The sequence below is a fragment of the Hymenobacter psoromatis genome (assembly GCA_001596155.1).
Taxonomy (GTDB): Bacteria; Bacteroidota; Bacteroidia; order Cytophagales; family Hymenobacteraceae; genus Hymenobacter.
On the sequence record CP014771.1, the window covers coordinates 69,416 to 91,477 of the forward strand.

21 protein-coding genes are annotated in these 22,062 nt (G+C 61.2%); 7 read left to right on the forward strand and 14 right to left on the reverse strand.

Annotated elements, in window-relative coordinates; translation table 11 throughout:
• Positions 1-113: 113 nt before the first annotated feature.
• Both A0257_00320 and A0257_00325 read left to right on the forward strand, forming a co-directional pair.
• Positions 114-1,298 (forward strand): hypothetical protein, encoded by a 1,185-nt coding sequence (locus tag A0257_00320; GenBank protein ID AMR25680.1) that lies wholly within the window; start codon positions 114-116, stop codon positions 1,296-1,298.
• Between the two features lie 289 nt (positions 1,299-1,587).
• On the forward strand, positions 1,588-2,442 hold the full coding sequence (locus A0257_00325; GenBank protein AMR25681.1) for a hypothetical protein: 855 nt from the start codon (positions 1,588-1,590) through the stop codon (positions 2,440-2,442).
• Positions 2,443-2,635: 193 nt separating this feature from the next.
• On the opposite strand, the gene A0257_00330 is transcribed toward A0257_00325, so the two are convergent.
• The 8 genes from A0257_00330 to A0257_00365 all read right to left on the reverse strand — a co-directional run bounded on the left by A0257_00330 (position 2,636) and on the right by A0257_00365 (position 9,724).
• Positions 2,636-3,490, reverse strand: a complete 855-nt coding sequence (locus tag A0257_00330; protein ID AMR25682.1) for a dienelactone hydrolase — start codon at positions 3,488-3,490, stop codon at positions 2,636-2,638.
• A gap of 76 nt (positions 3,491-3,566) precedes the next feature.
• Complete coding sequence (locus A0257_00335) at positions 3,567-4,877, reverse strand: ABC transporter (GenBank protein ID AMR25683.1); 1,311 nt, start codon at positions 4,875-4,877, stop codon at positions 3,567-3,569.
• 131 nt (positions 4,878-5,008) lie between these two features.
• Entirely contained in the window at positions 5,009-5,644 is a 636-nt protein-coding gene (locus A0257_00340; GenBank protein AMR25684.1) for a hypothetical protein, read from the reverse strand.
• 36 nt (positions 5,645-5,680) lie between these two features.
• On the reverse strand, positions 5,681-6,994 hold the full coding sequence (locus tag A0257_00345; protein ID AMR25685.1) for a deoxyribodipyrimidine photolyase: 1,314 nt from the start codon (positions 6,992-6,994) through the stop codon (positions 5,681-5,683).
• A gap of 168 nt (positions 6,995-7,162) precedes the next feature.
• Positions 7,163-7,879: an oxidoreductase gene (locus tag A0257_00350; GenBank protein ID AMR25686.1), complete on the reverse strand. Its 717-nt coding sequence runs from the start codon at positions 7,877-7,879 to the stop codon at positions 7,163-7,165.
• Positions 7,880-7,936: 57 nt separating this feature from the next.
• Positions 7,937-8,347 (reverse strand): hypothetical protein, encoded by a 411-nt coding sequence (locus tag A0257_00355; protein AMR25687.1) that lies wholly within the window; start codon positions 8,345-8,347, stop codon positions 7,937-7,939.
• Entirely contained in the window at positions 8,337-8,525 is a 189-nt protein-coding gene (locus A0257_00360) for a hypothetical protein (protein AMR25688.1), read from the reverse strand. The genes A0257_00355 and A0257_00360 overlap by 11 nt, the downstream gene beginning before the upstream one ends.
• A 263-nt stretch (positions 8,526-8,788) precedes the next feature.
• Positions 8,789-9,724 (reverse strand): transmembrane permease, encoded by a 936-nt coding sequence (locus A0257_00365; GenBank protein AMR25689.1) that lies wholly within the window; start codon positions 9,722-9,724, stop codon positions 8,789-8,791.
• A 142-nt stretch (positions 9,725-9,866) separates the two neighbouring features.
• Here A0257_00365 and A0257_00370 point away from each other — a divergent pair, with 142 nt between their 5' ends.
• From A0257_00370 to A0257_00380, 3 genes are all read left to right on the forward strand, one after another.
• On the forward strand, positions 9,867-11,162 hold the full coding sequence (locus A0257_00370; GenBank protein AMR25690.1) for an AAA family ATPase: 1,296 nt from the start codon (positions 9,867-9,869) through the stop codon (positions 11,160-11,162).
• Between the two features lie 277 nt (positions 11,163-11,439).
• On the forward strand, positions 11,440-13,227 hold the full coding sequence (locus tag A0257_00375; protein ID AMR25691.1) for a signal peptide peptidase SppA: 1,788 nt from the start codon (positions 11,440-11,442) through the stop codon (positions 13,225-13,227).
• A 137-nt stretch (positions 13,228-13,364) separates the two neighbouring features.
• Positions 13,365-15,254: an aminopeptidase gene (locus A0257_00380; GenBank protein AMR25692.1), complete on the forward strand. Its 1,890-nt coding sequence runs from the start codon at positions 13,365-13,367 to the stop codon at positions 15,252-15,254.
• Between the two features lie 41 nt (positions 15,255-15,295).
• On the opposite strand, the gene A0257_00385 is transcribed toward A0257_00380, so the two are convergent.
• Positions 15,296-15,637: a hypothetical protein gene (locus tag A0257_00385; protein ID AMR25693.1), complete on the reverse strand. Its 342-nt coding sequence runs from the start codon at positions 15,635-15,637 to the stop codon at positions 15,296-15,298.
• Between the two features lie 321 nt (positions 15,638-15,958).
• On the opposite strand from A0257_00385, the gene A0257_00390 reads away from it, so the two are divergent.
• The gene (locus tag A0257_00390; protein AMR25694.1) at positions 15,959-16,774 is read left to right on the forward strand and encodes a purine-nucleoside phosphorylase; all 816 of its coding nucleotides are present in this window, start codon (positions 15,959-15,961) and stop codon (positions 16,772-16,774) included.
• Here A0257_00390 and A0257_00395 read toward each other — a convergent pair.
• The 5 genes from A0257_00395 to A0257_00415 all read right to left on the reverse strand — a co-directional run bounded on the left by A0257_00395 (position 16,771) and on the right by A0257_00415 (position 21,178).
• Positions 16,771-17,166, reverse strand: a complete 396-nt coding sequence (locus A0257_00395) for a hypothetical protein (GenBank protein AMR25695.1) — start codon at positions 17,164-17,166, stop codon at positions 16,771-16,773. The two genes, A0257_00390 and A0257_00395, sit on opposite strands and share 4 nt — an antisense overlap.
• Positions 17,167-17,192: 26 nt before the next feature.
• Positions 17,193-17,441: a hypothetical protein gene (locus A0257_00400; GenBank protein ID AMR25696.1), complete on the reverse strand. Its 249-nt coding sequence runs from the start codon at positions 17,439-17,441 to the stop codon at positions 17,193-17,195.
• Positions 17,442-17,459: 18 nt separating this feature from the next.
• Positions 17,460-18,287 carry a hypothetical protein gene (locus A0257_00405; GenBank protein AMR25697.1) on the reverse strand — a complete coding sequence of 276 codons (828 nt, stop codon included), beginning with the start codon at positions 18,285-18,287 and terminating at the stop codon, positions 17,460-17,462.
• 132 nt (positions 18,288-18,419) lie between these two features.
• Positions 18,420-20,702 carry a TonB-dependent receptor gene (locus A0257_00410; protein ID AMR25698.1) on the reverse strand — a complete coding sequence of 761 codons (2,283 nt, stop codon included), beginning with the start codon at positions 20,700-20,702 and terminating at the stop codon, positions 18,420-18,422.
• Between the two features lie 170 nt (positions 20,703-20,872).
• Positions 20,873-21,178 carry a thiol reductase thioredoxin gene (locus tag A0257_00415; protein ID AMR29567.1) on the reverse strand — a complete coding sequence of 102 codons (306 nt, stop codon included), beginning with the start codon at positions 21,176-21,178 and terminating at the stop codon, positions 20,873-20,875.
• A gap of 152 nt (positions 21,179-21,330) precedes the next feature.
• On the opposite strand from A0257_00415, the gene A0257_00420 reads away from it, so the two are divergent.
• The gene (locus tag A0257_00420) at positions 21,331-22,056 is read left to right on the forward strand and encodes a hypothetical protein (GenBank protein ID AMR25699.1); all 726 of its coding nucleotides are present in this window, start codon (positions 21,331-21,333) and stop codon (positions 22,054-22,056) included.
• Positions 22,057-22,062: the final 6 nt, after the last annotated feature.

A 22,062-nucleotide genomic window follows, 5' to 3' on the forward strand; every position in this document is an offset into this window, starting at 1 on the left:
GCTTACCAGCAAATGCTTGGAGCACGGCGGTTTTTTGTCGAATTAAAAATAATAAATCAAAAAATACAATTGAATATTTTTTAATTTATTATTTTTAATTTTCAATTCGATATATGAAGTACAAAACCGCGCTAGGTTGGCTGCTGTTGGCGGCTATTACAACCTCCCCGGCGCTGGCCCAAACTACGCTGCGCCTCACTTCCCTACCCCCCGCTACCCCGGCTGGCCAGCCCATCTACGTGGCGGGCTCCTTCAACAACTGGCAGCCAGCCGCCGCGGATTACACCCTGGCCCGGCAGCCCGACGGCACGTACCAGCTGACCCTGCCCGCCACCGTGCGCGGGCCGCAGGAATTCAAGTTTACGCGCGGCTCCTGGGCGACCGGCGAGGCCGATGCCAGCTTTCAGCCCGTGGCCAACCGGCACGCGGAGGTGGGGGTAGGGCCGGCGACCCTCAGCTTTCAGGTACTGAACTGGCAGGACCAGCGCCCCGGTGGGACCCCGGCCGTTCCCAAACTACATACGCTGGCCGCCAACGTGCGCGTGCTGGCCGATTCCTTTTGCCTACCCCAGCTGCACGGGCGGGCGCGGCGCGTCTGGCTCTACCTGCCACCCGGCTACGCCAAGAGCAAGGCCAGGCGCTACCCGGTTTTGTATTTGCAAGATGGCCAAAATGTGTTTGACGAAGCCACTGCCTTTGCTGGCGAGTGGGGCGTGGACGAAACCCTGAACCAGCTGGCCGCCAGTGGCCAGGACCCCACCGGCTGCATCGTAGTGGCCATAGACAATGGCGGCGACCGCCGGCTCGACGAATACTCGCCCTGGGTAAATGCCGAGTACAAAAAAGGCGGCGAAGGCGACCAGTACACCGATTTTCTGGCCCTTACCCTCAAGCCCTACATCGACGCGCACTACCGCACCCGGCCCGACGCGGCGCACACGGTCATTGCGGGCTCCAGCATGGGCGGGCTCATTGCGCTGTACGCAGGCCTCAAGTACCCGCAAGTATTTGGGCGGGTAGGCGCGTTTTCGCCGGCCATCTGGTTTGCTAAAGACTCTATGCTGGCTTATGAGCGGCGGCACCGGCCCGCGCCGCGCGCCAGCCGCTTCTACTTCGTGGCTGGCCCGGCCGAAAGCGAAACGATGCTGCCGCTGATGGCTGCCGCGCGCGATGGCCTGCTGGCCAGGGGATTAGCCCCACGCCAGCTGCGCCTGGTAGCCCCCGCCGACGGCAAGCACGCCGAATGGTTCTGGCGGCGCGAGTTTGGCCCTGCTTACCGCTGGCTGCTAGCGAAATAGAGAGCAGAAAGGCAAAAATTAATTAAATCTTCATTAAATTCGAAAAATAAATTTGCAGAGTTGCCAGCTACTCGTATATTTGCCACCACATGAACCGCCCGCATCTAGTCATTACCGCGATGAATTGCCGCCCCAAACCGGGGTCCGGAATCGCGCGTTATGGCCAGCTGCCACGGGTACCAAGCAAGTAAAAATGCTACTACCCTCCCCGTTCAGCCCAGCTTAACAGCCCGATTCCAGTCCCCTGGAATCGGGCTTTTTTTTTGAATTTTACCCTATCGTTACCGCTATGTCACTGCACCTGCTTGCCCGTCCGCAACACCCCGCTGCCCCCGCCTCGGGCATGGTCTGGAAGATGCTATTTGACCGTCAGCAAGCGCTGCTGCACCGCTGGGCCGGGGCCGGCTTCTGGCAGGCGCTGGCCGAGCTGGGGCTGCGGCGCGACACGCTGCCCAACCTCACTCAAATCAGCCGCCTGGTGCAGCAGCGCACCGGCTGGACGCTGCTGCTCACCGGCACGCCCGTGAGCGACGCCACCTACTACGCGGCCCTGGCCCGGCGCGAGCTGCCGGTAGTGTCGCGGCTGCGCGGTTTCAGCGAGTTTGACCAGCCGCCGGGCGGCGTCGATTTGTTTGCCGACCTTTTTGGGCGGGTTGCGCTGCTGCTCCAGCCCGGCTATGCGCAGGCGCTGCACGAACTGGGCCGCGCCTGGGAGCTGGCCACTACGCCGGCCACGGTGGGGCTGCTGCGCCGCTTTGCCCGCGCCACGTTCGAGCGCGGGTTATTCAAAAACGAGGGGAAAACGCATTTCTACGGCGCTGCGCTGCTCACTACCCCTCGCTACCTGCACGCTGCCGCCGTAGCCGAGGCTACCGCCTACCAGCCCCTGGCCAACGCCATGCGCTACCTCAGCCCGCCCGCCACCGAGGCCGACCTGACGGCCGTAGGCCCGGAAGTATATTTCGTGGCCGAAAGCTGGGCTGAGCTGAGTGCCGCCATCGCGCAGCTGAGCCAGGAGCTGGTGAAGCTGCGGCGCCAGGCCATCGGTAGCCAGCCAGTGCCGTTTACGGCTATGCCCACCGATTACACCAGCCGGCAGCATGCTTTTGTAGCCCGCATACCGGGCCTGCGGCAGCCAGATTAACTAACTGCTGTTGCGCGGTTTGTTCGGTAAAGCACCGCTGGGGCAGTAGCGCGATTTTTGTAAATCGCGCTACTGCCCACTGCGTGACGCCAGTTAAATAAGCAGGGGTAGGGATGAGATAGAACGCAAAAGCGCCCACTTTAGTAGAAGCGGGCGCTTTTGTGCAATACTTAAGCTGCGTTGCAGCAACCAGTTACGCCTTCAAGCGGGCTTTCAGGTAGGCCAGGGCTTTTTGATGAGCGTCGGCGGCTAGCTCCTTGTTGTACTTGGGATTGGAGGGGTTGGCGAAAGCGTGGTCGGCGGGATATTCCTTCACCGTTACCTTTTTACCAGCGGCGGCCATGTCCTTCTCGAACTGCTTCACCACCTCGGGATTAATCCACTTATCCTGCTCGGCAAACAGGCCCAGCACGTCGGAATGCAGCGTTTTGAGCTTGGCCACATCCTTTTCGGGCATCCCGTAATACATTACGCAGCCCACGGTTTGCTTGCCGCCGAGCAGGGCTGCCTGCAGGCTCCAGCCGCCGCCAAAGCACCAGCCAATGGAGGCAAACTCGGCCTTGGGGCCGGCGTATAGTTCGGCCCCTTTGATGATGGCGTCGGCGCGCTCGGTTTTCACGCCCTGCATCAGCTTGCCGGCTTCTTCGGGGGTAGTGGCTACCTGGCCATCGTAGAGGTCGAGGGCAATGACGTTGACGCCGGGCATTTCCTGCGCGTACATCGCCGATTCCTTCTTGATGTAGTCGTTCAGGCCCCACCACTCGTGAATCACGAACAGATATTTGTTGCTCGGCTTGGCGCTCTTGATTTCAAAGCCGTGTCCGGTCTGGCCATCGGTAGTCTTAAATTCAATCATCTGGCCATCACCCTCGTAGGAGTAGGGTAGGGGCGCGTCGTGGCCGCCCGAAAAGTCCTTGTCGGTAGCCAGCATGGCGAAGGCTTCGGTAGCGCTGGCCGTAGTCGGGCGGGCGCAGCAGCTCATCGCGCTTTGGGCGGCGGCCGACCCAAAGATGCACGCAGTAGCCAGGAGTAGCAGTAGTTTTTTCATGGTGGTGAAAAGAAAAATGGTCTGATTAGGTGATACCTAACCAGACCATTCGGCAGAGGTTTGCAAAACGCGGAAACTAGGCGTCGTATTGAGTGCGCACTACCGCGCCTAACTCAGTCAGCAGCGAAAACAGCCCCACGTAGGTGCGGTTCAGGTACACGAAGTGGGCCGAGCCGCGGGGCTCGCGCTGCTGGCGCAGGTCCTGGTCCTGCATCAGGTCGTCGCCCAGGCTGTAGAGACTTTTGAGGTAAGTAGGGTCGCCGAAGTCGAAGGTTTCCTGCCGAAAAGGCCGGCCCACCAATTCCAGCGACTGCGTGAGCGTGCGCAGGTACATTTCGCGCAGGGCGGGCGCGTCGGTGGGGCGCAGTACGCCGGCCTCAGTGAGCAGGGTAGCGAGGCGGGCGGGGTCGGCGAGGGTTTCGGGGGCCAGCAGCGACAGAAACTGCTGCTGCTCCAGCAGCGGCACGTCTTTCACGCAGCCAAAATCTAGCACGCCCACCGTGCCGCCATCGGTGAGGCTGAACAGGAAGTTGCCGGGGTGCGGGTCGGCGTGCAGCTGCCGCAGCTCGCGCAGCTGATATTGGTAAAAATCCCAGAGCGCCTGCCCGAGTTGGTTGCGCACTTCCTGGCTGGGGTTTTCGGCCCGAAACTCCTGGAGGTGCTGGCCGGGCAGCCAGTCCATCGTGAGGATGCGTGCGGCCGACAGGGCGGGGTAGTAGGTCGGAAATTGCAGGTGCGGCAGGTGGCCGCACTTGGCCGCCACGGACTGGCCGCGGCTCAGTTCCAGCTTATAGTCAGTCTCTTCGAGTAGGCGCGCCTCCACCTCGGCGATGTAGGGGCGCAGAGTTTCCTCCTTGAGGCCCATCACGCGCAGGGCCACCGGCTTCACCATCGCAATGTCGGACCGGATGCTCGCGCCTACCCCCGGATACTGTACCTTCACGGCCAGGTCCTTGCCCATTTTGCGGGCAAAATGCACCTGCCCGATGCTGGCCGCCTGCCGCGCATTGGGCTCAAATTCGTCGAAAACCTCGCTCGGCGAATGCCCGAAAGCATCGCGAAACGCCTTGACTACCAGCGGCCCCGACAGCGGCGGGGTCTGGTACTGCGCCTGGCGGAACTGCTCGGCGTAGGCGGGGGGTAGGAGATTTTTCTCCATCGCTAGCATCTGGGCCACCTTCAGCACCGAGCCCTTCATCTCGCTTAGCGTGCCGTAAAGCTCGGCGGCGTTGGCCTGGTGCAGGTCAGCCATCGGCGAGTCGGCCCCCACGGCTTTTTTGGCGTAGTGCTGCACGTAGTTGGCCCCCACTTTAAAGCCGGTTTTGGCGAAGCGGGCGGCGCGAGCCACTTTGGAAGTGGGCAGCGACTCCTGGGGTTGGTCAGACATTTGGGAGGTAGGGACTAAGAATATAAAGGCTGTCATTGCGAGCAAAGCGAAGCAATCGCACCAGAACGATACCCACGCCGGTCGTTCCGATGCGATTGCTTCGCTTTGCTCGCAATGACAGAGCCTAGTTGTTACGAGTGCTTGTGCAGCAAGAACCGCCCGAAATCGAGGGCCGAATCGAAGGTATTCCGACCCACCAGGTCGAAGCTCAGCGTCACGGCTTTTTCCACGGCCGCGTCGGTGCGTTCGAAGTTGGTTGACTCGTCGCGCACGAAATAGAGCAGGATAAATTGCAGCTGGCGCCGGAAAATGCGGCCGTAGCCATCCTGCAAAAACGGCCGGCTGGCCACCTCACCCGTGGCGCGACCTTCGTGCAGCAACCCCCGTACAAAGTCCTCGAAATCATCCTCAAACCGGTTCAGCACCTTGGGCACCAGCGCCGGCTGGCGCTTCTGCGAGCGGCCTAACGTAAGCAACACGAAACTGCGGTTGTTTTTCAGGATTTCGAGCAGCGTGTAGTAAAACGCCAGCAGCTTTTCGCGGGCACCGTAGCCTTGCCAGGCGGGCTCCTGGGCCGCCTGTGTGCGGGCATCGTGGCCAAAAGCGACCCAGGCCTCACGGTCGATGGCCGCGAAGGAGGCGTAGTGGCGGTAAAAATCACCCTCCGAAATACCCTGCGCATCGGCAAAGACAAAAACGGTTTTGGGCGCGTGGCCGTGGCGGCGTAGGTAGTCGAGGTAGGCGGCTTTAAGGTCGGCAGATTCCATAGCCGTATAACCAGCTGGCCGGCCTGCTGGTTCAGGCTACTTATTCCGAGCCTTGCGGATGAGGTCAATGGCCCGCTCGCGGCCAAACTTGTGGTCCACAATGGGGGTAGGATAGTTGTCGGTGCCGAACTCGGGCACCCACTGCTTCACGTACTCATACGCGGGGTCGTACTGTTTTTGCTGGCTGTCGGGGCTATATACTCTGAACCAGGGCGCGGCTATGGCCCCGGTGCCGGCCATCCACTGCCAGTTGCCCACGTTGTTGCTCATGTCATAGTCGAGCAGCTTCTCGGAGAAATAATGCTCGCCCAGCCGCCAGTCGATAAACAGCTGCTTCACCAGCAGGCCCGCCGCCGCGATGCGCGCCCGGTTGTGGATATAGCCGGTTTCGTTGAGTTGGCGCATCCCGGCGTCCACGAGGGGGTAGCCGGTGCGGCCCTCGCACCAGGCTTGGTACTGCGCCTCATCGTCGCGGTAGGGCAGGTGGCGCATCTTGGGGTCGTAGGCTTCGGTGGCGGTGTTGGGGAAATGCCAGAGCAGCATCATAAAGAAATCCCGCCAAATCATCTCGTTCAACAGCTTGTTGTTCAGCTCCTGGGCCTGCTGCATGAGCTGCCGGATGCTCACCGTGCCAAAGCGCAGATGCACCGACATGCGGGTGGTGCCGCGCTTTTCAGCCGGCAAGTCGCGCACCTTATCGTAGCGCTTCACTACCTCGGCGGGGGGTAGGGCGGCGGGCGGCGTCCACTGCTCATGCCGCGCAAAACCCATGCTCGGGAGCGTGGGCCGCTTGGCATCGGCGGGGTGGGGTAGGGCCAGGTTTTCCTGCTTAAAAAGCCGGCTCGACGGATGCGGCTTGAAATCATCGGGCGTCACCTTGGCCTGCCACGCTTTGGAATAGGCCCCGAATACTTTCGGCGGTTTGCCGTTTTTGGTCAGCAGCTCATCCTTGGCAAAAATTACCTGGTCCTTGAAGGCGTTGAATTCTACGCCGTTCTTTTCCAGCAGCTTCGCGATGGCCGCATCGCGCTCGGTGGCGTAGGGCTCGTAGTCCTCGTTGGTGTACACGGCCGCCACGTCGTAGTCTTTCAAGAGCTTAGCAAACACCTCTGGCGTGCGGCCGTAGCGCGCCAGAAAGCCGCCGCCGGCCTCATGCGCCTCGTGGGCCAGGCGCTCCACCTGGTCAAAAATAAAGGTGAGGCGAGCGTCGTCCTTCGGCAATTTTTCCAGGATAGTCTGGTCATAAATGAACAGCGGCAGCACCGGGTGGCCGCTTTGCAAGGCCGCCGCCAGGCCCGCGTTATCCTGAAAGCGCAGGTCGCGCCGATGCCAGAAGAGGGTGATTTTCATGGTAATGTGTTCACGAAGTGACAAAAAATCGCTAGCCCGTCATTCCGAGCTTGCCGAGGAATCTTGCTCGCGCCGTTCGAGTGTCGGTCAACGATGCGAGCGAGATTCCTCGGCAAGCTCGGAATGACGGGCTAGCGATTTCCTAACTAGCTTATTAGCTTATATAAATTATTTTAACTTGCCCATGCCGCCATCCACGGCCAGCACTTGGCCGGTGATGAACGTGGCTTGGTCAGACAGCAGGAAGGCGGCCATGCTGGCCAAGTCGGTGGCCCGGCCCACGCGCTGCAAGGGGTGGCGCCTGGCGCCGGCTTCGGCCTTTTCGGGCGTGTTGAGCAGGGCGGCGGCCAGGGGCGTATCGGTGAGGCTGGGTGCCAGACAGTTGACGCGCAGGCCGCTGGCGGCGTATTCGGCGGCCAGGGCGCGGGTGAGGCCCTCCACGGCGGCTTTGGCCGTGGCAATGCTGGTGTGGAAACTCATGCCCACGGCGGCCGCTACGGTGCTGAACAACACCACGCTACCCCCGCCTTCGGCCTTCTTGAGGCGCTTCACGGTGGCTTGCAGCGCCTGCACCGCGCCCAGCACGTTCAGCTCAAAATCGGCGCGAAAATCATCGGCCGGCACCCGCTCGAAAGGCCGTAGCTTGATGGAGCCGGGGCAGTACACGAGGCCGTGCAGCACCTCGGGCAGCGCGTCGAAGGCGGTGCCCACGGGCTGGGTAGCGTCGTAGGTGAAGTGGGTGGTGCTCAGGGCTGCCAGCTCGGGCGAGAGGTGGCGCGAAGCCGTGAAAAGCGTGGCACCGTCGGCCGCCAGCAGCTGGGCCGTGGCCAGCCCGATGCCCGACGAAGCGCCGACCACGAGGATATTCTTACCAGTAAAATTCATGAATGGCAGCGATGCAAAAGATGGACCTTGCAAACGGCCCAACCGGCGCAATGTTCGCTACACCACGAACGGATTGACGACGCGCAGGGTGCCTTCGACGAGCTGCCCGGCATTCAAATCTTCCGAATAAAGCGTATCGCAGCCGCATTCGAGCGCGGCGGCCACAATGAGCGCATCGAACCAGGAAAACCCGTAGCGATGGGCCAGGCGCGTGGCGTGGGCAATAGTAGCGGGGGTAGTGCTGCTAACCTGATGGCTGGCAGTAAGCTCAATCAGGGCGGTTTGGATATCGGGCCAGGCGGCCTTCATCTTGCGGTGGCTCACATTGACGAACTCAACAAGTACTTGCGTAGATATCCACGTCTCGCCACTGCCAATGGCGGTAATTGCCTGCGCCTTTTTAAGCACTTCATACCCCGAGTAGGCGTAAATCAGCACATTGGTATCCAGAAAAATTCTAGCGCTCATTGGCTTCCTCCCTGTTGAACTTAAAGCCACGTGTATCCAGCTTTAGAGCATCGAATGTGGCGGGCGGGCGGGGCACGGCCAGGGAAGAAGCCGAGATAGTGAGTACCCCCAGGGACTGCAATTCTTCCAGCAGGCGGCGGGCGTGTTCGTTTTGAAGGGTGACGGTGACGGTTTCCATAAGAATGACAAGCCAGATTGAGGAGTACAAGTTACGGCGAAAACCGCCGCCCTACGCCGCTTAGCGCGGGATGGCCCGGCGCGCGGTTTCCAGCGGCAGGTGGGGGTAGGCGGGCGGCAGGGCGGCGTCCAGCTCTGGTTTTTTGTCCAGAAAAATGGGCTCGTTTTCGTTGGCCAGGTTCCAGGTGCCGAGGTAATGCACCTGGCCCGCCGCCAAGGGATAGCTCGTCCATCGCATAGAGCCGCAAAGTAAGGCCAGCCCGGTCACTGGTTTTCGGTCGTCGCCAGTAGCTCGGTGGGCACCGGGCCGGGCCGGGGCTTACGGCTCACCAGCCACACGCCCACGAAGATGAGCGCCGCCTGCCAGGCCTTATCCAGGGTAAAACGGTCCTTGCCCGTGGCCACGGCGATGAGCACCGCCAGCACCGGCTGCAAGTAGATGTACACGCCCAGCAGCGCCGGCGTAGCGTACTTCAACGCCCAGTTATTCAAGAGGTAAGCCAGGATGGTGAGAAAGAAAATCATGTAGCCCAGCTCGGCCCAGATGAAGAGCGGAAAGCGGCCGTAGTCGGCCGCGAGGGCCTGCGACAGCCCCGCCGGGATGGCAATGACGCCGCCCACCAGAAAGATGCGCGCCAGCACCGTGAAGGCGTTGTATTTGCGCATCAGCGGCGCTACCAGCACCAGGTACAAGCCAAAAACCGTGGCATTGAGTAGCAAATACAGATTGCCCAAAAAGGCCGCCTGCGGCACCGCGCCGTTGCTGGGCCGGCTCAGGATGAGGGCCGCCGCGCCGGCCGCGCCCAGCCCAATGCCCACCAGCTTTTGCGGCGTAATCTTATCCTTGAGCAGCACCGCCGAGGCCAGCACCACCACAATGGGCGAGATGGTTTGGAGCAGCGACGCGTTGATGGGGGTAGTGAGGTTGAGGCCCGCGAAAAAGGCCAGTTGATTGAGCCCGATGCCCAGCACGCCGCACGCCACGGTCCGCAGGTTGTCGGCCCGCCCGCTGATGCGCTCGCGCGGGGCCACCAGCAGCTTGAGCAGCCCAAAAAACAGCGCCGCTCCCGCAATGCGCAGCGTCACGATGCCCAGCGGCTGCATGTAGCGCGGCATAATGTCCTTGGCCAGGCTATACGTGCCCGCGTAGATGAGCGAAACCAGGAACAGGGCCGCGTGCAGGCGAATTTTGGCGAACATAGGGGGGTAGGGCAGGCAGCGCGGAAGTAGCGCGAACTTTGTAGTTCGCGTCCCGCGCCGGCCGCATCTATTGCAACGGCCGGCCCGAAACGCGAACTACAAAGTTCGCGCTACTTCCGCGCTCTTCCCGTTACGCTGTTTCATGGCTTTCCTTTTCGATATCCCTACCCCCCCGCCGCTGGCCGAACGCCGCCGCCCGCGCCGCCTGGCCGACTACGCCGGCCAAACCCACCTGCTGGGCGAGCAGGGCGTGCTGCGCCGCTACCTGGCCGCCGGCCGCCTACACTCCCTCATTTTGTGGGGGCCGCCCGGCGTGGGCAAAACCACCCTGGCCCTGCTGCTGGCCGAAGAATTAAAGCGCCCTTTTACCATGCTTTCGGCCATCAATGCCGGCGTGAAGGACGTGCGCGAGGTCATCGAGCGGGCCAAAAAGCAGTCGGGCACCATCCTGTTTATTGATGAGATTCACCGCTTTAGCAAGGCGCAGCAGGATGCGCTGCTGGGCGCGGTGGAGAACGGCACCGTCACGCTCATCGGGGCCACCACGGAGAACCCGTCGTTTGAAGTAATTCCGGCGCTTCTGTCTCGCTGCCAGGTCTATACGCTGGAGGCGCTGGGGGCCGATACGCTGCGCGAAATCGTGCGCCGGGCGCTGGCCGAAGATGAGCAGCTCAGCCAGATTCCGACCGATGTGGTCGAAGACCACGCCCTGCTGGCCCTCAGCGGCGGCGACGCCCGCAAGCTGCTGGGCCTGCTGGAACTGGTGGTGCAAAGCACCCCGCCCGACCCCGCCACCGGCCGCGTGCAGCTCACCGATGAGGCTGTGCAGCGCACCGCCCAGCGCCCGCTGGCCCGCTACGACAAGGGCGGCGAGATGCACTACGACGTGATTTCGGCCTTTATCAAAAGCATCCGCGGCTCCGACCCCAACGCCGCGCTCTACTACCTGGCCGTGATGCTCGAAGGCGGCGAAGACGTGAAATTCATCGCCCGCCGCCTGCTTATTCTGAGTTCCGAAGACATCGGCAACGCCAACCCCAACGCCCTGCTGCTGGCCCAGAGCTGCTTCCAGGCCTGCACCGTTATCGGCCTGCCCGAGTCCGATTTAATTCTGAGCCAGACGGTTATCTACCTCGCCACCTCGCCCAAGAGCAACGCGGCCTACACGGCCATTCGGGCGGCGCAGGCCCAAGTGCGAGCGCAGGGCGTGCATCCGGTGCCGGTGCCGCTGCGCAACGCGCCCACCAAGCTGCTCAAGGAGCTGGGCTACGGCCAGGCCTACCAGTACTCGCACAATGCCGCGGGCAACTTCGCCTACCAGGAATTTATGCCCGACGCCCTGAGCGGCACCCGTTACTATGACCCCGGCGACAACCCCGCGGAGGCCAAAATCCGGGAGCGCCTGCGCGAGTGGTGGCAGGAAAAATACGGCTACTAATAATCGCGGCTTAATCGCGGATTTAGCGGATGGCGCGGATTTCGCAGATTCGGATGGCGCGAAATACTGTGGGGGGCAGTTAGGCTGGTGGGAGGGGGTAGGCGGCCGAAAAGCTGCGGCTTGTAATGCCGGGCAAGTTTGGTCGATAGAAAGCCCACGCGGCCCAAAGGCTGGCCGCGCCGCCTGCAAACGGCGTTATCTTGCCCCGCATTTTCAAATAGCCATTAGCGCCATTCGAATCTGCGAAATCCGCGCCATCCGCTAAATCCGCGATTTTATGAGTCAGTTTTTCAAGTTTGTATTCGCCACTCTGGTGGGCCTGGTACTCTTTTCTTTTGTCGGCTTCCTGCTGATTGTGGGTCTGGTGGCGGCCGCCAAAAGTGCCGGCGGCGACAAAGAAATTGCCAGCAACTCGGTCCTGGAGCTGAAGCTCGACAAGCCCATTACAGAGCGCCAGGAAGGCAGCGACTACGGCCCGCTGGGGGGGGGTAGCGCTAGCATTGGCCTGCTGAATCTGCGCCAGGCCATTGCCGAAGCCAAGGACGACGCTGATATTAAAGGCATTATGCTGCGGCTGGAGCTGGTGCAGGGCGGCATGGCCTCACTCACGGAAGTGCGCGACGCGCTGCTCGACTTCAAGAAATCGGGCAAATTCATCGTTTCCTACGCCGAAGTTTCTTCCGAGAAAAGCTACTACCTGGCCAGCGTGGCCGACCAGATTTACCTGCATCCGCAGGGCTCGCTGGAGTTCAACGGCCTCAGCTCGGAAGTTACGTTTTACAAAAACCTGCTTGATAAGTTGGGCATCGACGTGCAGATTTTCCGGGTGGGCTCCTTTAAGAGTGCCGTGGAGCCGTTTTTCCGCACCAGCTTCTCCGATTCGGCCCGCGCCCAAACCGTGTCGTATCTCAACTCTATTAATGATGACATGATTGCGCAGGTGGCGGCCAGCCGCCAGATTGCCGTGCCGCGCCTGCACACTATTTCCGATTCGATGCTGGTGCGCGACGCGCCCGACGCCCTGCGCCTGGGCCTCGTGACCAAGCTCGGCTACTACGACGAAGTACTTGACTACCTGCGCGGTAAGCTCGGCACGGCCAAAGACAAAAAGCCGAGCATTATCAGCCTGAGCGACTACCACGAAGGCGGGCAAATCAAGCAGCGCGAAGGCAGCACCAGCGGCCAGCGCATCGCCGTCATCTACGCCGAGGGCGACATCGTAACTGGTAACGGCTCAAGCGATAACATCGGGGGCGACAAGTTTGCCGCCGCCATCCGCAAGGCCCGCCTCGACGACAAGGTGAAGGCCGTAGTGCTGCGCGTGAACTCGCCCGGCGGCTCGTCGCTGGCCTCCGACGTGATTTACCGCGAAGTGCTGCTCACCAGCAAGGTCAAGCCCATCGTGGCCAGCATGGGCGACGTGGCGGCCAGCGGCGGATACTATATCAGCATGGCCTGCGATACCATTGTGGCTCAGCCCAATACCATCACGGGCAGCATTGGCGTGTTTGGCCTGCTGCCCAATATTCAGAAGCTGTTGTCTGATAAGCTTGGCGTGACGGTGGACCGCGTGGAAACGGGCAAGTTCTCGGACTTCCCCACCATCACGCGCCCGCTCACCGACTACGAAAAAACGCAGTTTCAACGCGAAATAGACAAGATTTACGCCGACTTCACCAGCAAGGCGGCCCTGGGCCGGCACATGCCCGTGGAGCGCCTGCGCCGCCTGGCCTCGGGCCGGGTCTGGAGCGGCAGCGAGGCCAAGGCCCGCGGTCTGGTCGATGTGCTGGGCAGCTACGACGATGCCGTGCGCCTGGCCGCCGCCCACGCCCACCTCAAAGACGGCGACTACTCAGTACAGCGCCTGCCGCGCCAGAAAACTAGCTGGGAGCGCCTGCTCAACCGCTTCGGCGGCGACGACGACGACGACCAAACGGCCGCCGCCGAGGCGCGTTTTGCACAGGCCAAGCTAGGGCCGCTCTACCCGGTGTATCGCCAGTACCAACTGCTGCTGCAAATGCGCGGCATGCAGGCCCGCCTGCCATATGAGCTGGAAATCAAGTAGATTAATCAGTGATTGAAACAAGAACGTCATGCTGGGCTTGTCGAAGCATCTTGCTCGCGCCGTCAGGGTTACTAACCCAACGATGCGGTAGAGATGCTTCGACAAGCTCAGCATGACGTTCTTTTGTAATAAGTACTATGAAAAAATTTCCTACTGTTGCGGTTTTTGGTGCCCTCCTGCTGGCTGGCCTTGCCCCCGTCGCCCACGCCCAAACTGCTCTCTACCAGCCCCGCGACATTAAGCGGGCGTTTGACAGGGGCACCCGCGCCGCCGACGGCCGGCCCGGCCCCAACTACTGGCAAAACCGCGCCCGCTACGACATCACGGTGCAGGCCCTACCCCCCGCCCGCGCCATCAAGGGCCGCGAAACGATTACCTATTTCAACAACAGCCCCGATACGCTGAAATCACTGGTTTTCAGGCTGATTCAGAATATTCACAAGCCTGGCGCGGCCCGCGACCGCGACGCCGCGCCCGACTACCTGACCACCGGCGTGCAGGTCGATAGCTTTGCCGTGAACGGGCAGGCGCGGCCCTTCGACAGCCAGCGGGCGGGCACCATGCAAGAGGTGGCCCTACCCCGCCCGTTGCTGCCCCACGACTCGGTGCGGCTGAACGTGGCCTGGCATTTCCCTATTTCGCTGGAAAGCGGGCGCGAGGGCATGATTGACAAGACGACGTTCTTTCTGGCCTACTTCTACCCGCGCGTGGCGGTTTACGACGACTACAACGGCTGGGACCGCCTGCCCTTCGTGGACAGCAAGGAGTTTTACAACGACTTCAACGACTACACGTTGCGGGTGCAGGCCCCGGCCAACTACCTCGTGTGGGCCACCGGCACGCTGCAAAACGCCTGGCAGGTGTTGCAGCCGACTTACGCCAAGCGGCTCGAAAAATCCATGACCAGCGAGGCGTTGATGCACATTGTCACGGCCGCCGATTTGGCCAAAAAAGACATTACTGCTCAGCGGCCCATCAACACCTGGGTGTGGACGGCCCGCGACATTTCGGACGTGACGCTGGGCCTGAGCGACCACTACGTGTGGGACGCGGCCAGCGTAATCGTGGACCCCGCCACCAAGCGCCGGGCCAGTGTGCAGGCCGCATTTGCCGATTCCACGGCCGATTTTCACTCGTCGGTGAAGTTCAGCCAGAATGCGCTGAGCTGGTTTTCGCGCAACTGGCCGGGCGTGCCCTACCCCTTCCCCAAGATGACTGTTTTCCAGGGTTTTGCCGACATGGAATACCCGATGATGGTGAACGACAGCCCCGAAAGAGACCTGCAATTTGCGCAGCTGGTGCAGGACCACGAGATTGCGCACACGTATTTCCCGTTCTACATGGGCATTAACGAAAGCCGCTACGCCTTCATGGACGAGGGCTGGGCCACCACGTTTGAGCTGCTGATTGGGCGGGCCGAGAACGGCGAAAAAGCGGCCGACGAGTTCTACCGCAAGTTTCGGGTCACGCGCTGGATTCACGACCCCAGCACCGCCGAGGACTTGCCCATCATCACGCCCAGCAGCGAGCTGCGGTCGGGCTACGGCAACAATTCGTATGGCAAGGCATCGCTCAGCTATCTGGCGCTCAAGGATATGCTCGGCGATGAGCTGTTCAAAAAGAGCCTGCACGCCTACATGGACCGCTGGCACGGCAAGCACCCCATTCCGTGGGATTATTTCAATTCGATGAGCAACGCCTCGGGCCAGGACCTAACGTGGTTTTTTCACAACTGGTTCTTTACCAACGGCTATATTGACCTGGCCCTCACCAAAGCCGACCGAACGGCCCAGGGCACGGCCATCACCATCCAAAACGTGGGCGGCTTCGCCGTGCCGGTCGATTTGAAAGTGACCTACGCCGACGGCAGCACCGAAACCTTGCACCGCTCGCCCGACCTCTGGCGCGCCAACCAGCAGCAGGCCACCATTGCCCTACCCCCCGGCAAAATAGTGAAGTCAGTGGCCCTCGACCACGGTATCTACCTGGACGCCGACCCGCGCAACGACCAGCTGGCCGTGCAGTAGTTGGCTAGCGCAAGCAGCCGCTATTCGCTTTGTAGCCTAACTTAGAAAGCATAGCCCAGGCTGAAATAGCCATCAAATACGGAGCCCGGCTGCCCGACGTTATACCAGTTGCCCACGTAGTAGCAATCGCACATTTCGCCAAGGTTATGCGGATAAAATCGCAGGCCTAGGCCTGCATCGAAAAGAAAGTGCTGGCTGAACCGCCACTGATATCCCAAGCCAAGTCCGCCACCGTGGCCATTTATTTTGGTAGATGCAGTGATAGGCGGCGCGCCTGGGTAGTTGCTCACTACCTGGGCATTGTGGCTGAACGCGCCTGCCTGCACTTGCAGGTAAAGCCCCGTTGGTGCTAGCGGGCGGAAATAAACGCGTGCCGCCAGCATCGCCTGGTAGCCTGGGTAGTCAGCGCTGAAGTAACGCGTCCCGCGCACACTGAGCGACAAATGCCGCGACAGCCGCTGCTCGTACTGAAGGCCAACATTGGCCGATAGGCCATAAATGCCTAGTGATAACACGTGCCCACCCACTGGCTGAACCGGTGCTGCTTCCTGCGCTGCTACAGCCCGCGCCACGCATGCTAAGCCTAGAATAAATAAAGGTGTTTTCATACTGGAAAAGACTACTTAGAATGGCGTGATGGTAAATGTAAAGGTATCTTGCCGGGCGTATTGCCTTATTACCTGACTCTTATTCTCCATCAACCGTTGCAAGCCATCCAAGCCGCCGTCGCCTACATTCAGGCCCAATCCAATCATTTTCAGCCCACTACCGGCATCATCCTCGGCACCGGCCTGGGCGCGCTGGCCAAAGAGGTCGAAGTCGAGCACGAAATCAGCTACGCCGACATTCCCAATTTCCCGGTTTCGACGGTGGAGAGCCACGCGGGCCGGTTGCTGCTAGGCACGCTGGCCGGGCAGAAAGTAGCCGTGCTGCAAGGCCGTTTTCACTATTACGAGGGCTACTCGATGGCCCAGGTGGTGCTGCCCGTGCGGGTGCTGAAGCTGCTGGGCATCCGGCAATTATTTGTGAGCAACGCGGCCGGCGGGCTGAACCCCGAGTTTGCTATTTCAGATTTAATGCTGATTGATGACCACCTCAACCTGCTGCCCGGTAACCCGCTCATTGGCCCTAATCTGGACGAGCTGGGGCCGCGCTTCCCCGACATGCACGCGCCCTACGATGTTGGCCTGCTGGCCCGCGCCCGCGCGGCGGCCGAGGCCCTGGGCCAGGGCGGCACCACCCAGCGCGGCGTGTACGTGGCCGTGCCTGGCCCCATGCTTGAAACGCCCGCCGAATACCGCTACCTGCGCTTCATCGGGGCCGACGCGGTGGGCATGAGCACCGTGCCCGAGGTTATCGCGGCGCGCCACCTGGGCCTGCCGGTGCTGGCCGTGTCGGTCATCACCGACCTGTGCTACCCCGGCCAGCTCAAGCCGGTTGTAATCAGCGATATCCTGGCCGCCGCCGCCGTGGCTGAGCCGCGCCTCACGGCCCTGATGAAAGCCGTGCTGGCGGGCTAGCGCACCGGCAGCCCCTCAGTCAGGGCGGCGGCGCGCAGGCGAGTGTCGTGGGTGAAGAAGCCGTTGAGCGGGCCGCCGGCCCGCTCAACGGCGAGTTGAATGGCATCCAAACTGCGCAGGGCCAGGGCGTGGTGTTTACGAACCAGCTTGGCCGCTTGGGCAAGCAATTCCGAGGATAGGACTATCCGCTGAAAAGCGGGCCAGTCGGCCGCTAGCAGGCGCAGGCGGCGGGTGGCCAGATTTTGCGTTAGCACGTGCTGACGAACTTTGGTTTGGAACGCGGAATGCAGTTCTACCCAAGCCAGCTCAGCTACGACCAGCGTATCGCGGTCTAGTTGAATTTGGGCGCGCAAGGCCGCCGAATCAGCTTCCTGATAGTAGAGCTTCAGCAACGAGGAGGAATCCAGAAAAAATTTCACTAGGGCGACTCCTCTCGCTCTTCCAGCACAGCATCCGATACACTACTGCCCGGCGTGGTAGGTAACGCCAGCGCTTCATCAAACGAGAAACGAGGTTTTTTAGAGGGCATTGCCACTGCAACACACTCGGGCTTACTAGCCAGAAACGTAACGAGCACTTCGCCCGCCGGGAGGTTAGCGGCGGCCGGCAGCGGCTCGCTCAGCCGCACCACGCCGTTTTCATACGTTCCGCGCACAGTTATTAACATGAGTCTAAGGTAACGACTTTACTTCAGATACACCGTGCGCTGGTCGCTCACGAGCACCGTGAAAATGCCCAGGCCGCCCTGCACGTTGCTGTGGATGGACGAGGGCTGCGCAAACGGGTTGCCGTTGGCGTTGCGGGCGTTGCGCACCGACTGCCGGAAGTCGTAATATAGCGAGTCGAGGTGGTAGAGGGTGGTCGTGACCGTGTCGCCGGGCACGAAGCGATAGGTCGTGACCTGGGCGTAGGGCTGGCCATTAAAAAGCCGGTCGTTGAGGTCGTTATCGGTTTCCGAGTTGTCGGACGGTTTGCCCTTGTGCAGCATCAGGCGGTAGAAATCGTTGGTGACGCCGGGGTCAGTCCACTTGGTCACGAAGTAGGCCTTTTTATTGGCCCCGGTCAGCGCGTTGAACTTGTACTGCGCCGAGTCGATGCGAATGAACGTGGGCACGATGGTGGTGCCCGTGAGGTGCCGCCCGCGCTTGTCCTGCGCATCGAGGCCAAATTGCTGGCCGGCCTGGGCCACGAGCGGCGTGGTGCCAATGTGGGTGTAGTACTTGCCGGTGACGTTATCAATGCCGGGACTGAAACGCAGGGGTAGGGGCCGGCCGCCGGGCAGCGTCAGGGTCACGGTTACGTCGGTGGGCAGCTGCACGGTTTGGCCATTCGTGAGCGCAAGTATCTGCGAGCCAGCCGCTACGGCCTGGCCATCATCCAGGTACGGCACCGATTCGGTAATGGTGAGGCGCGGTATTTCGCCGTTTTGCAAATAGCACTCGGCCACGAGTTGGTTGGCGTAGTAGGGCAGGGGCACGTTCACGTCGTTTTGCAGGCTTTTGCAGCCCGCCAACAGCCCTACCCCCCCCGCCAAGACCAACGTTAAAACCCGCGTACTTATCTTCTTCCCAACCATAACTATAACCATTAAAAAATAATCGTCTACAAAATCCGTGAAATCCGCTAAAATCCGTGTAATCCGTGATTAGAATTTGAAATTATACGTCACTGACGGGATGAACGGAAACAGCGATACCTGCTGCGCCCGGTAGCCCGTCACCTGGTCCGTCACTTTGTCGCGGGTTTGCTCGAAGTAGATGAAGTAGGCGTTGCGCCGGTTATAAGCGTTATAAATGCTGAACGTGAGGTCGCGGTCGCCGCCAATGCGGGTAGGCCGCAGCTTGTACACCAGGCCCAGGTCGAGGCGGCTGTAGGGAATCATGCGGTACGAGTTGCGGTCGGGGTACACGGGCACGGCCTGGATGCCGCCCTGGTAAATATCCTGGATAGCAAAGCGGCCCAGCGGCAGGGTAGTGGGCGCGCCGCTCGTGTACACAAAGCTGGCCGTGAGCGAGACGCGCGGATTGAGCTGGTGAATAACTACGACGTTCAGGTTGTGCCGCCGGTCGTAGTTGGGGTAAAAATCCTGGCCGTTATTGATGCCCGTGGTACCGAGCTGAGGCGGAAAATTGCGCTTGGTCCAGGCCAGCGTGTAGCCAATCCAGCCGGTAGTTTTGCCGGTCTTTTTCTCCAGATAAAGCTCATTGCCGTAGGCCCAGCCGCGCCCGAAAAGGAACTGCGTATCGAGGTTGTTATTGGCAAAAATCTGGGCCCCGTCTTTGAAGTCAATCTGGTTGTTGGCCCATTTGTAGTACACTTCATCGGTGAGCAAAAACTTGCCGCCGCCGAGCAAAAAGCTCGCGCCCGAGCTCACCTGCTGTGAGCGCTCGGGCTTCACCGAGAGGCGCGACGGGTACCAGATATCGGTGGGCAGCGACGCGCCCGAGTTCGACACCAGATGCACGTACTGGTACATGAGCGCGTAGCTGGCTTTCAGCGCCACCTTGTCGGTGAGCGAATAGCGGGCCGATGCGCGCGGCTCCAGGCCGGCAAAGTGGTCGGTGCCGCTCTGAAAGCCTGACAGCCGCAGCCCTAATTCGGTCTGAAATTTATCGTTAACCTTGATATTATCGCTGGCGTAAAGGCCGGCTTCCTGGCCGAGGTAATTAACGTCGGAATTGATATTCAGGCTGTTATCCTGCGAGCTGCGCTGCAAGCGCCCTACCCCGAAATTGTGGGCCGTAACCAGGGCACCAAACTTGATGGTGTGCTGGTCGTTGGGCACGTAGTCGAAATCGGTGCGCGCCGTGTAGTCCAGAATGGTCGAGCCCAGGTTGAAGGTAAACTGGTCAATGCTGTTGCCCAAATTATACTTGTACGAGGTCACCGACGCGGTGGTGTTGGCCGTGAGCCGGGGCGAAAACACGTGCTGCCAGCGCAGCGCGCCCAGCGTGTTGCCCCAGTTAAACGTGGCCTGAAAGCCATTGGGCGAGGTAAAGCCGAAGATATCGCGCCCCAGGTAGCCCGTAAAAAACAGCTGGTCCTGGGTGCCGAGCGTGTAGTTGGCCTTGGCGTTGAAGTCGTAGAAATAGTAGTCCGGGATGGGCGTGTAGTCTTCTTTGCTGGCATTGGCCCGGTTGAGGGCGCGGGTAAAAATGTCGAAATACGTGCGCCGCCCGCTCACGATAAACGAGCCTTTGCCCTTGCGTATCGGCCCCTCAAAGCTGAGCCGCGACGAGATGAGGCCGATGCCGCCCGTGGTCACGAACTTGCCGCGGTCGCCTTCGCGCAGCTTCACATCGACCACCGACGAAAGCCTACCCCCATACTGCGCCGGGAAGCCCGACTTATACAAATCGACGCTCTGCACGGCGTCGGAGTTGAACACCGAGAACAGCCCGAACAAGTGGTTGGGGTTGTAAACCACCACGTTATCGACCAGCACCAGGTTCTGGTCGGCCGAGCCGCCGCGCACGAATAAGCCGCTGCTGCCCTCGCCGCCGCTTTGCACGCCGGGCTTGAGCTGCAGGGTTTTCAAAATATCGACCTCGCCAAACAGAGCGGGTAGCAATTTGGCCTCCCGAATGCTGAGGTGCTCGACGCCCATCTGGGTGGTTTGCAGCTTCTCTTTCAGCGTCTGCTCGCCCCGCACCACCACCTCGCCGAGCTCGCTAGCCACCGCTGCCAGCGTGAAACTGTGCTGCTGGTTGCGGTGCAGAGTCAGGCTCAGCGTCTGGGAGGTGTAGCCCACGAACGACACCACCACTTGCTGCGGCCCCTCGGGCAGGCTGAGTTTGTAGTGGCCATCGGCCTCGGCGGCCGTGCCCAGCCCCAGCGCTGGCACCGCCACCGAAGCGCCGGGCAGCACGCCGCCGTCGCTACCCCTCACTACCCCACTCAGCACGTGTTGCGCCTGGGCCCAGCCCAAGTGAGGAAAGGTTACTAGTAAAACACTGATTAATATAAAATTGCGTAGTAGCACGTCTCGAATCATAACACAAAGTAACGGCCCGCGGGCGCGTGTTGCGCCAACGCCGAGCGCGTTGCTTTAGTTTGTGGCCCGGCCACTTTCCTGCGCGGCAATACTACCCAGGCAGCTTATATATAAGCTCCCACTGCCTGCGCGAGCTGGGTGGCCGGCACCACGCCCGCCTGCCGCCACACCGGCTGCCCTTTGTGAAAAAGAATGAGAGTAGGGATGCTTTGTACCTTGAATTGCTGGGCCACCGCCTGGTTTTTGTCCACATCTATCTTAATGATGCGCAGCTTGCCCTCGTGCTGCGCGGCAAATTGCTGCAAGATGGGCGCCATCGTCTTGCACGGGCCGCACCAATCAGCATAAAAATCGACCAGCACGGGCATGCCGGGGCTATTAATGAGTTCGGAAAAGGACTTGCGGGGCATGGCTTTTTTAAGTATGAAGTAGAAATTATGAATTGGGGCGGGGTAGGGCGGCAAGTGGTCGGCCGACTGCAAAAACTGGCAACGGTAAGTTTGTAGGCCAAAGCCAGCCCTGGGTTCAGGTAGTACCCATCTGCTGAGGCTACGGTTTCGTTTTGCCGCTTCCTAATCCGCTTACGCGCCCGCCAGCCTGGCTGCACCCGCTGTTTCCGGGCAGCGAGTGGCGGGGTGCGCCGGTGGGACCCACCGGCGCACCCCGCCTCTACCTCACCTTCGACGACGGCCCCATTCCCGACGAAACGCCCTGGGTGCTGGAGCAGCTAGCCGCCTACCAGGCCCCGGCTACGTTCTTTTGCGTGGGCGACAACCTGGCCCGCCACCCCGACATTGCCCGCGCCGCGCTGGCCGCCGGCCATCGCCTCGGCAACCACACTCAGCACCACCGCAGCGCCTGGAACACGCCCCGCGCCGCCTACCTGGCCGGCGTGGCCGAGTGCGAGCAAGTGCTGGATGAATTGGGGCTTGGTGCTTGCTCAGTGCTTGGGGGGGATAAAGCAGCCGAGAATCTCAATCCCAAGCACCAAGCCCCAAGCACCAAGCCCCAAAACCCCCTCTTCCGCCCGCCCTATGGCCGCTTAACCTGGCCGGTGCTACGGGCGCTGCGCGGGCAGTACCGCATAATTATGTGGTCACTGCTTACCCGCGACTACGACCCCGCCCTACCCCCCGAAACCGCGCTGCGCCTGACGCTGGCCGCCACCCGCCCCGGCGACATCGTGGTGCTGCACGACTCGCGCAAGGCCAGCCGCTCGCTGCGCTTTTTGCTGCCCCGGCTGCTGGCCCACTTCAGCGAGTTGGGCTACGAATTCGCGCTGTTATAAGTTGAT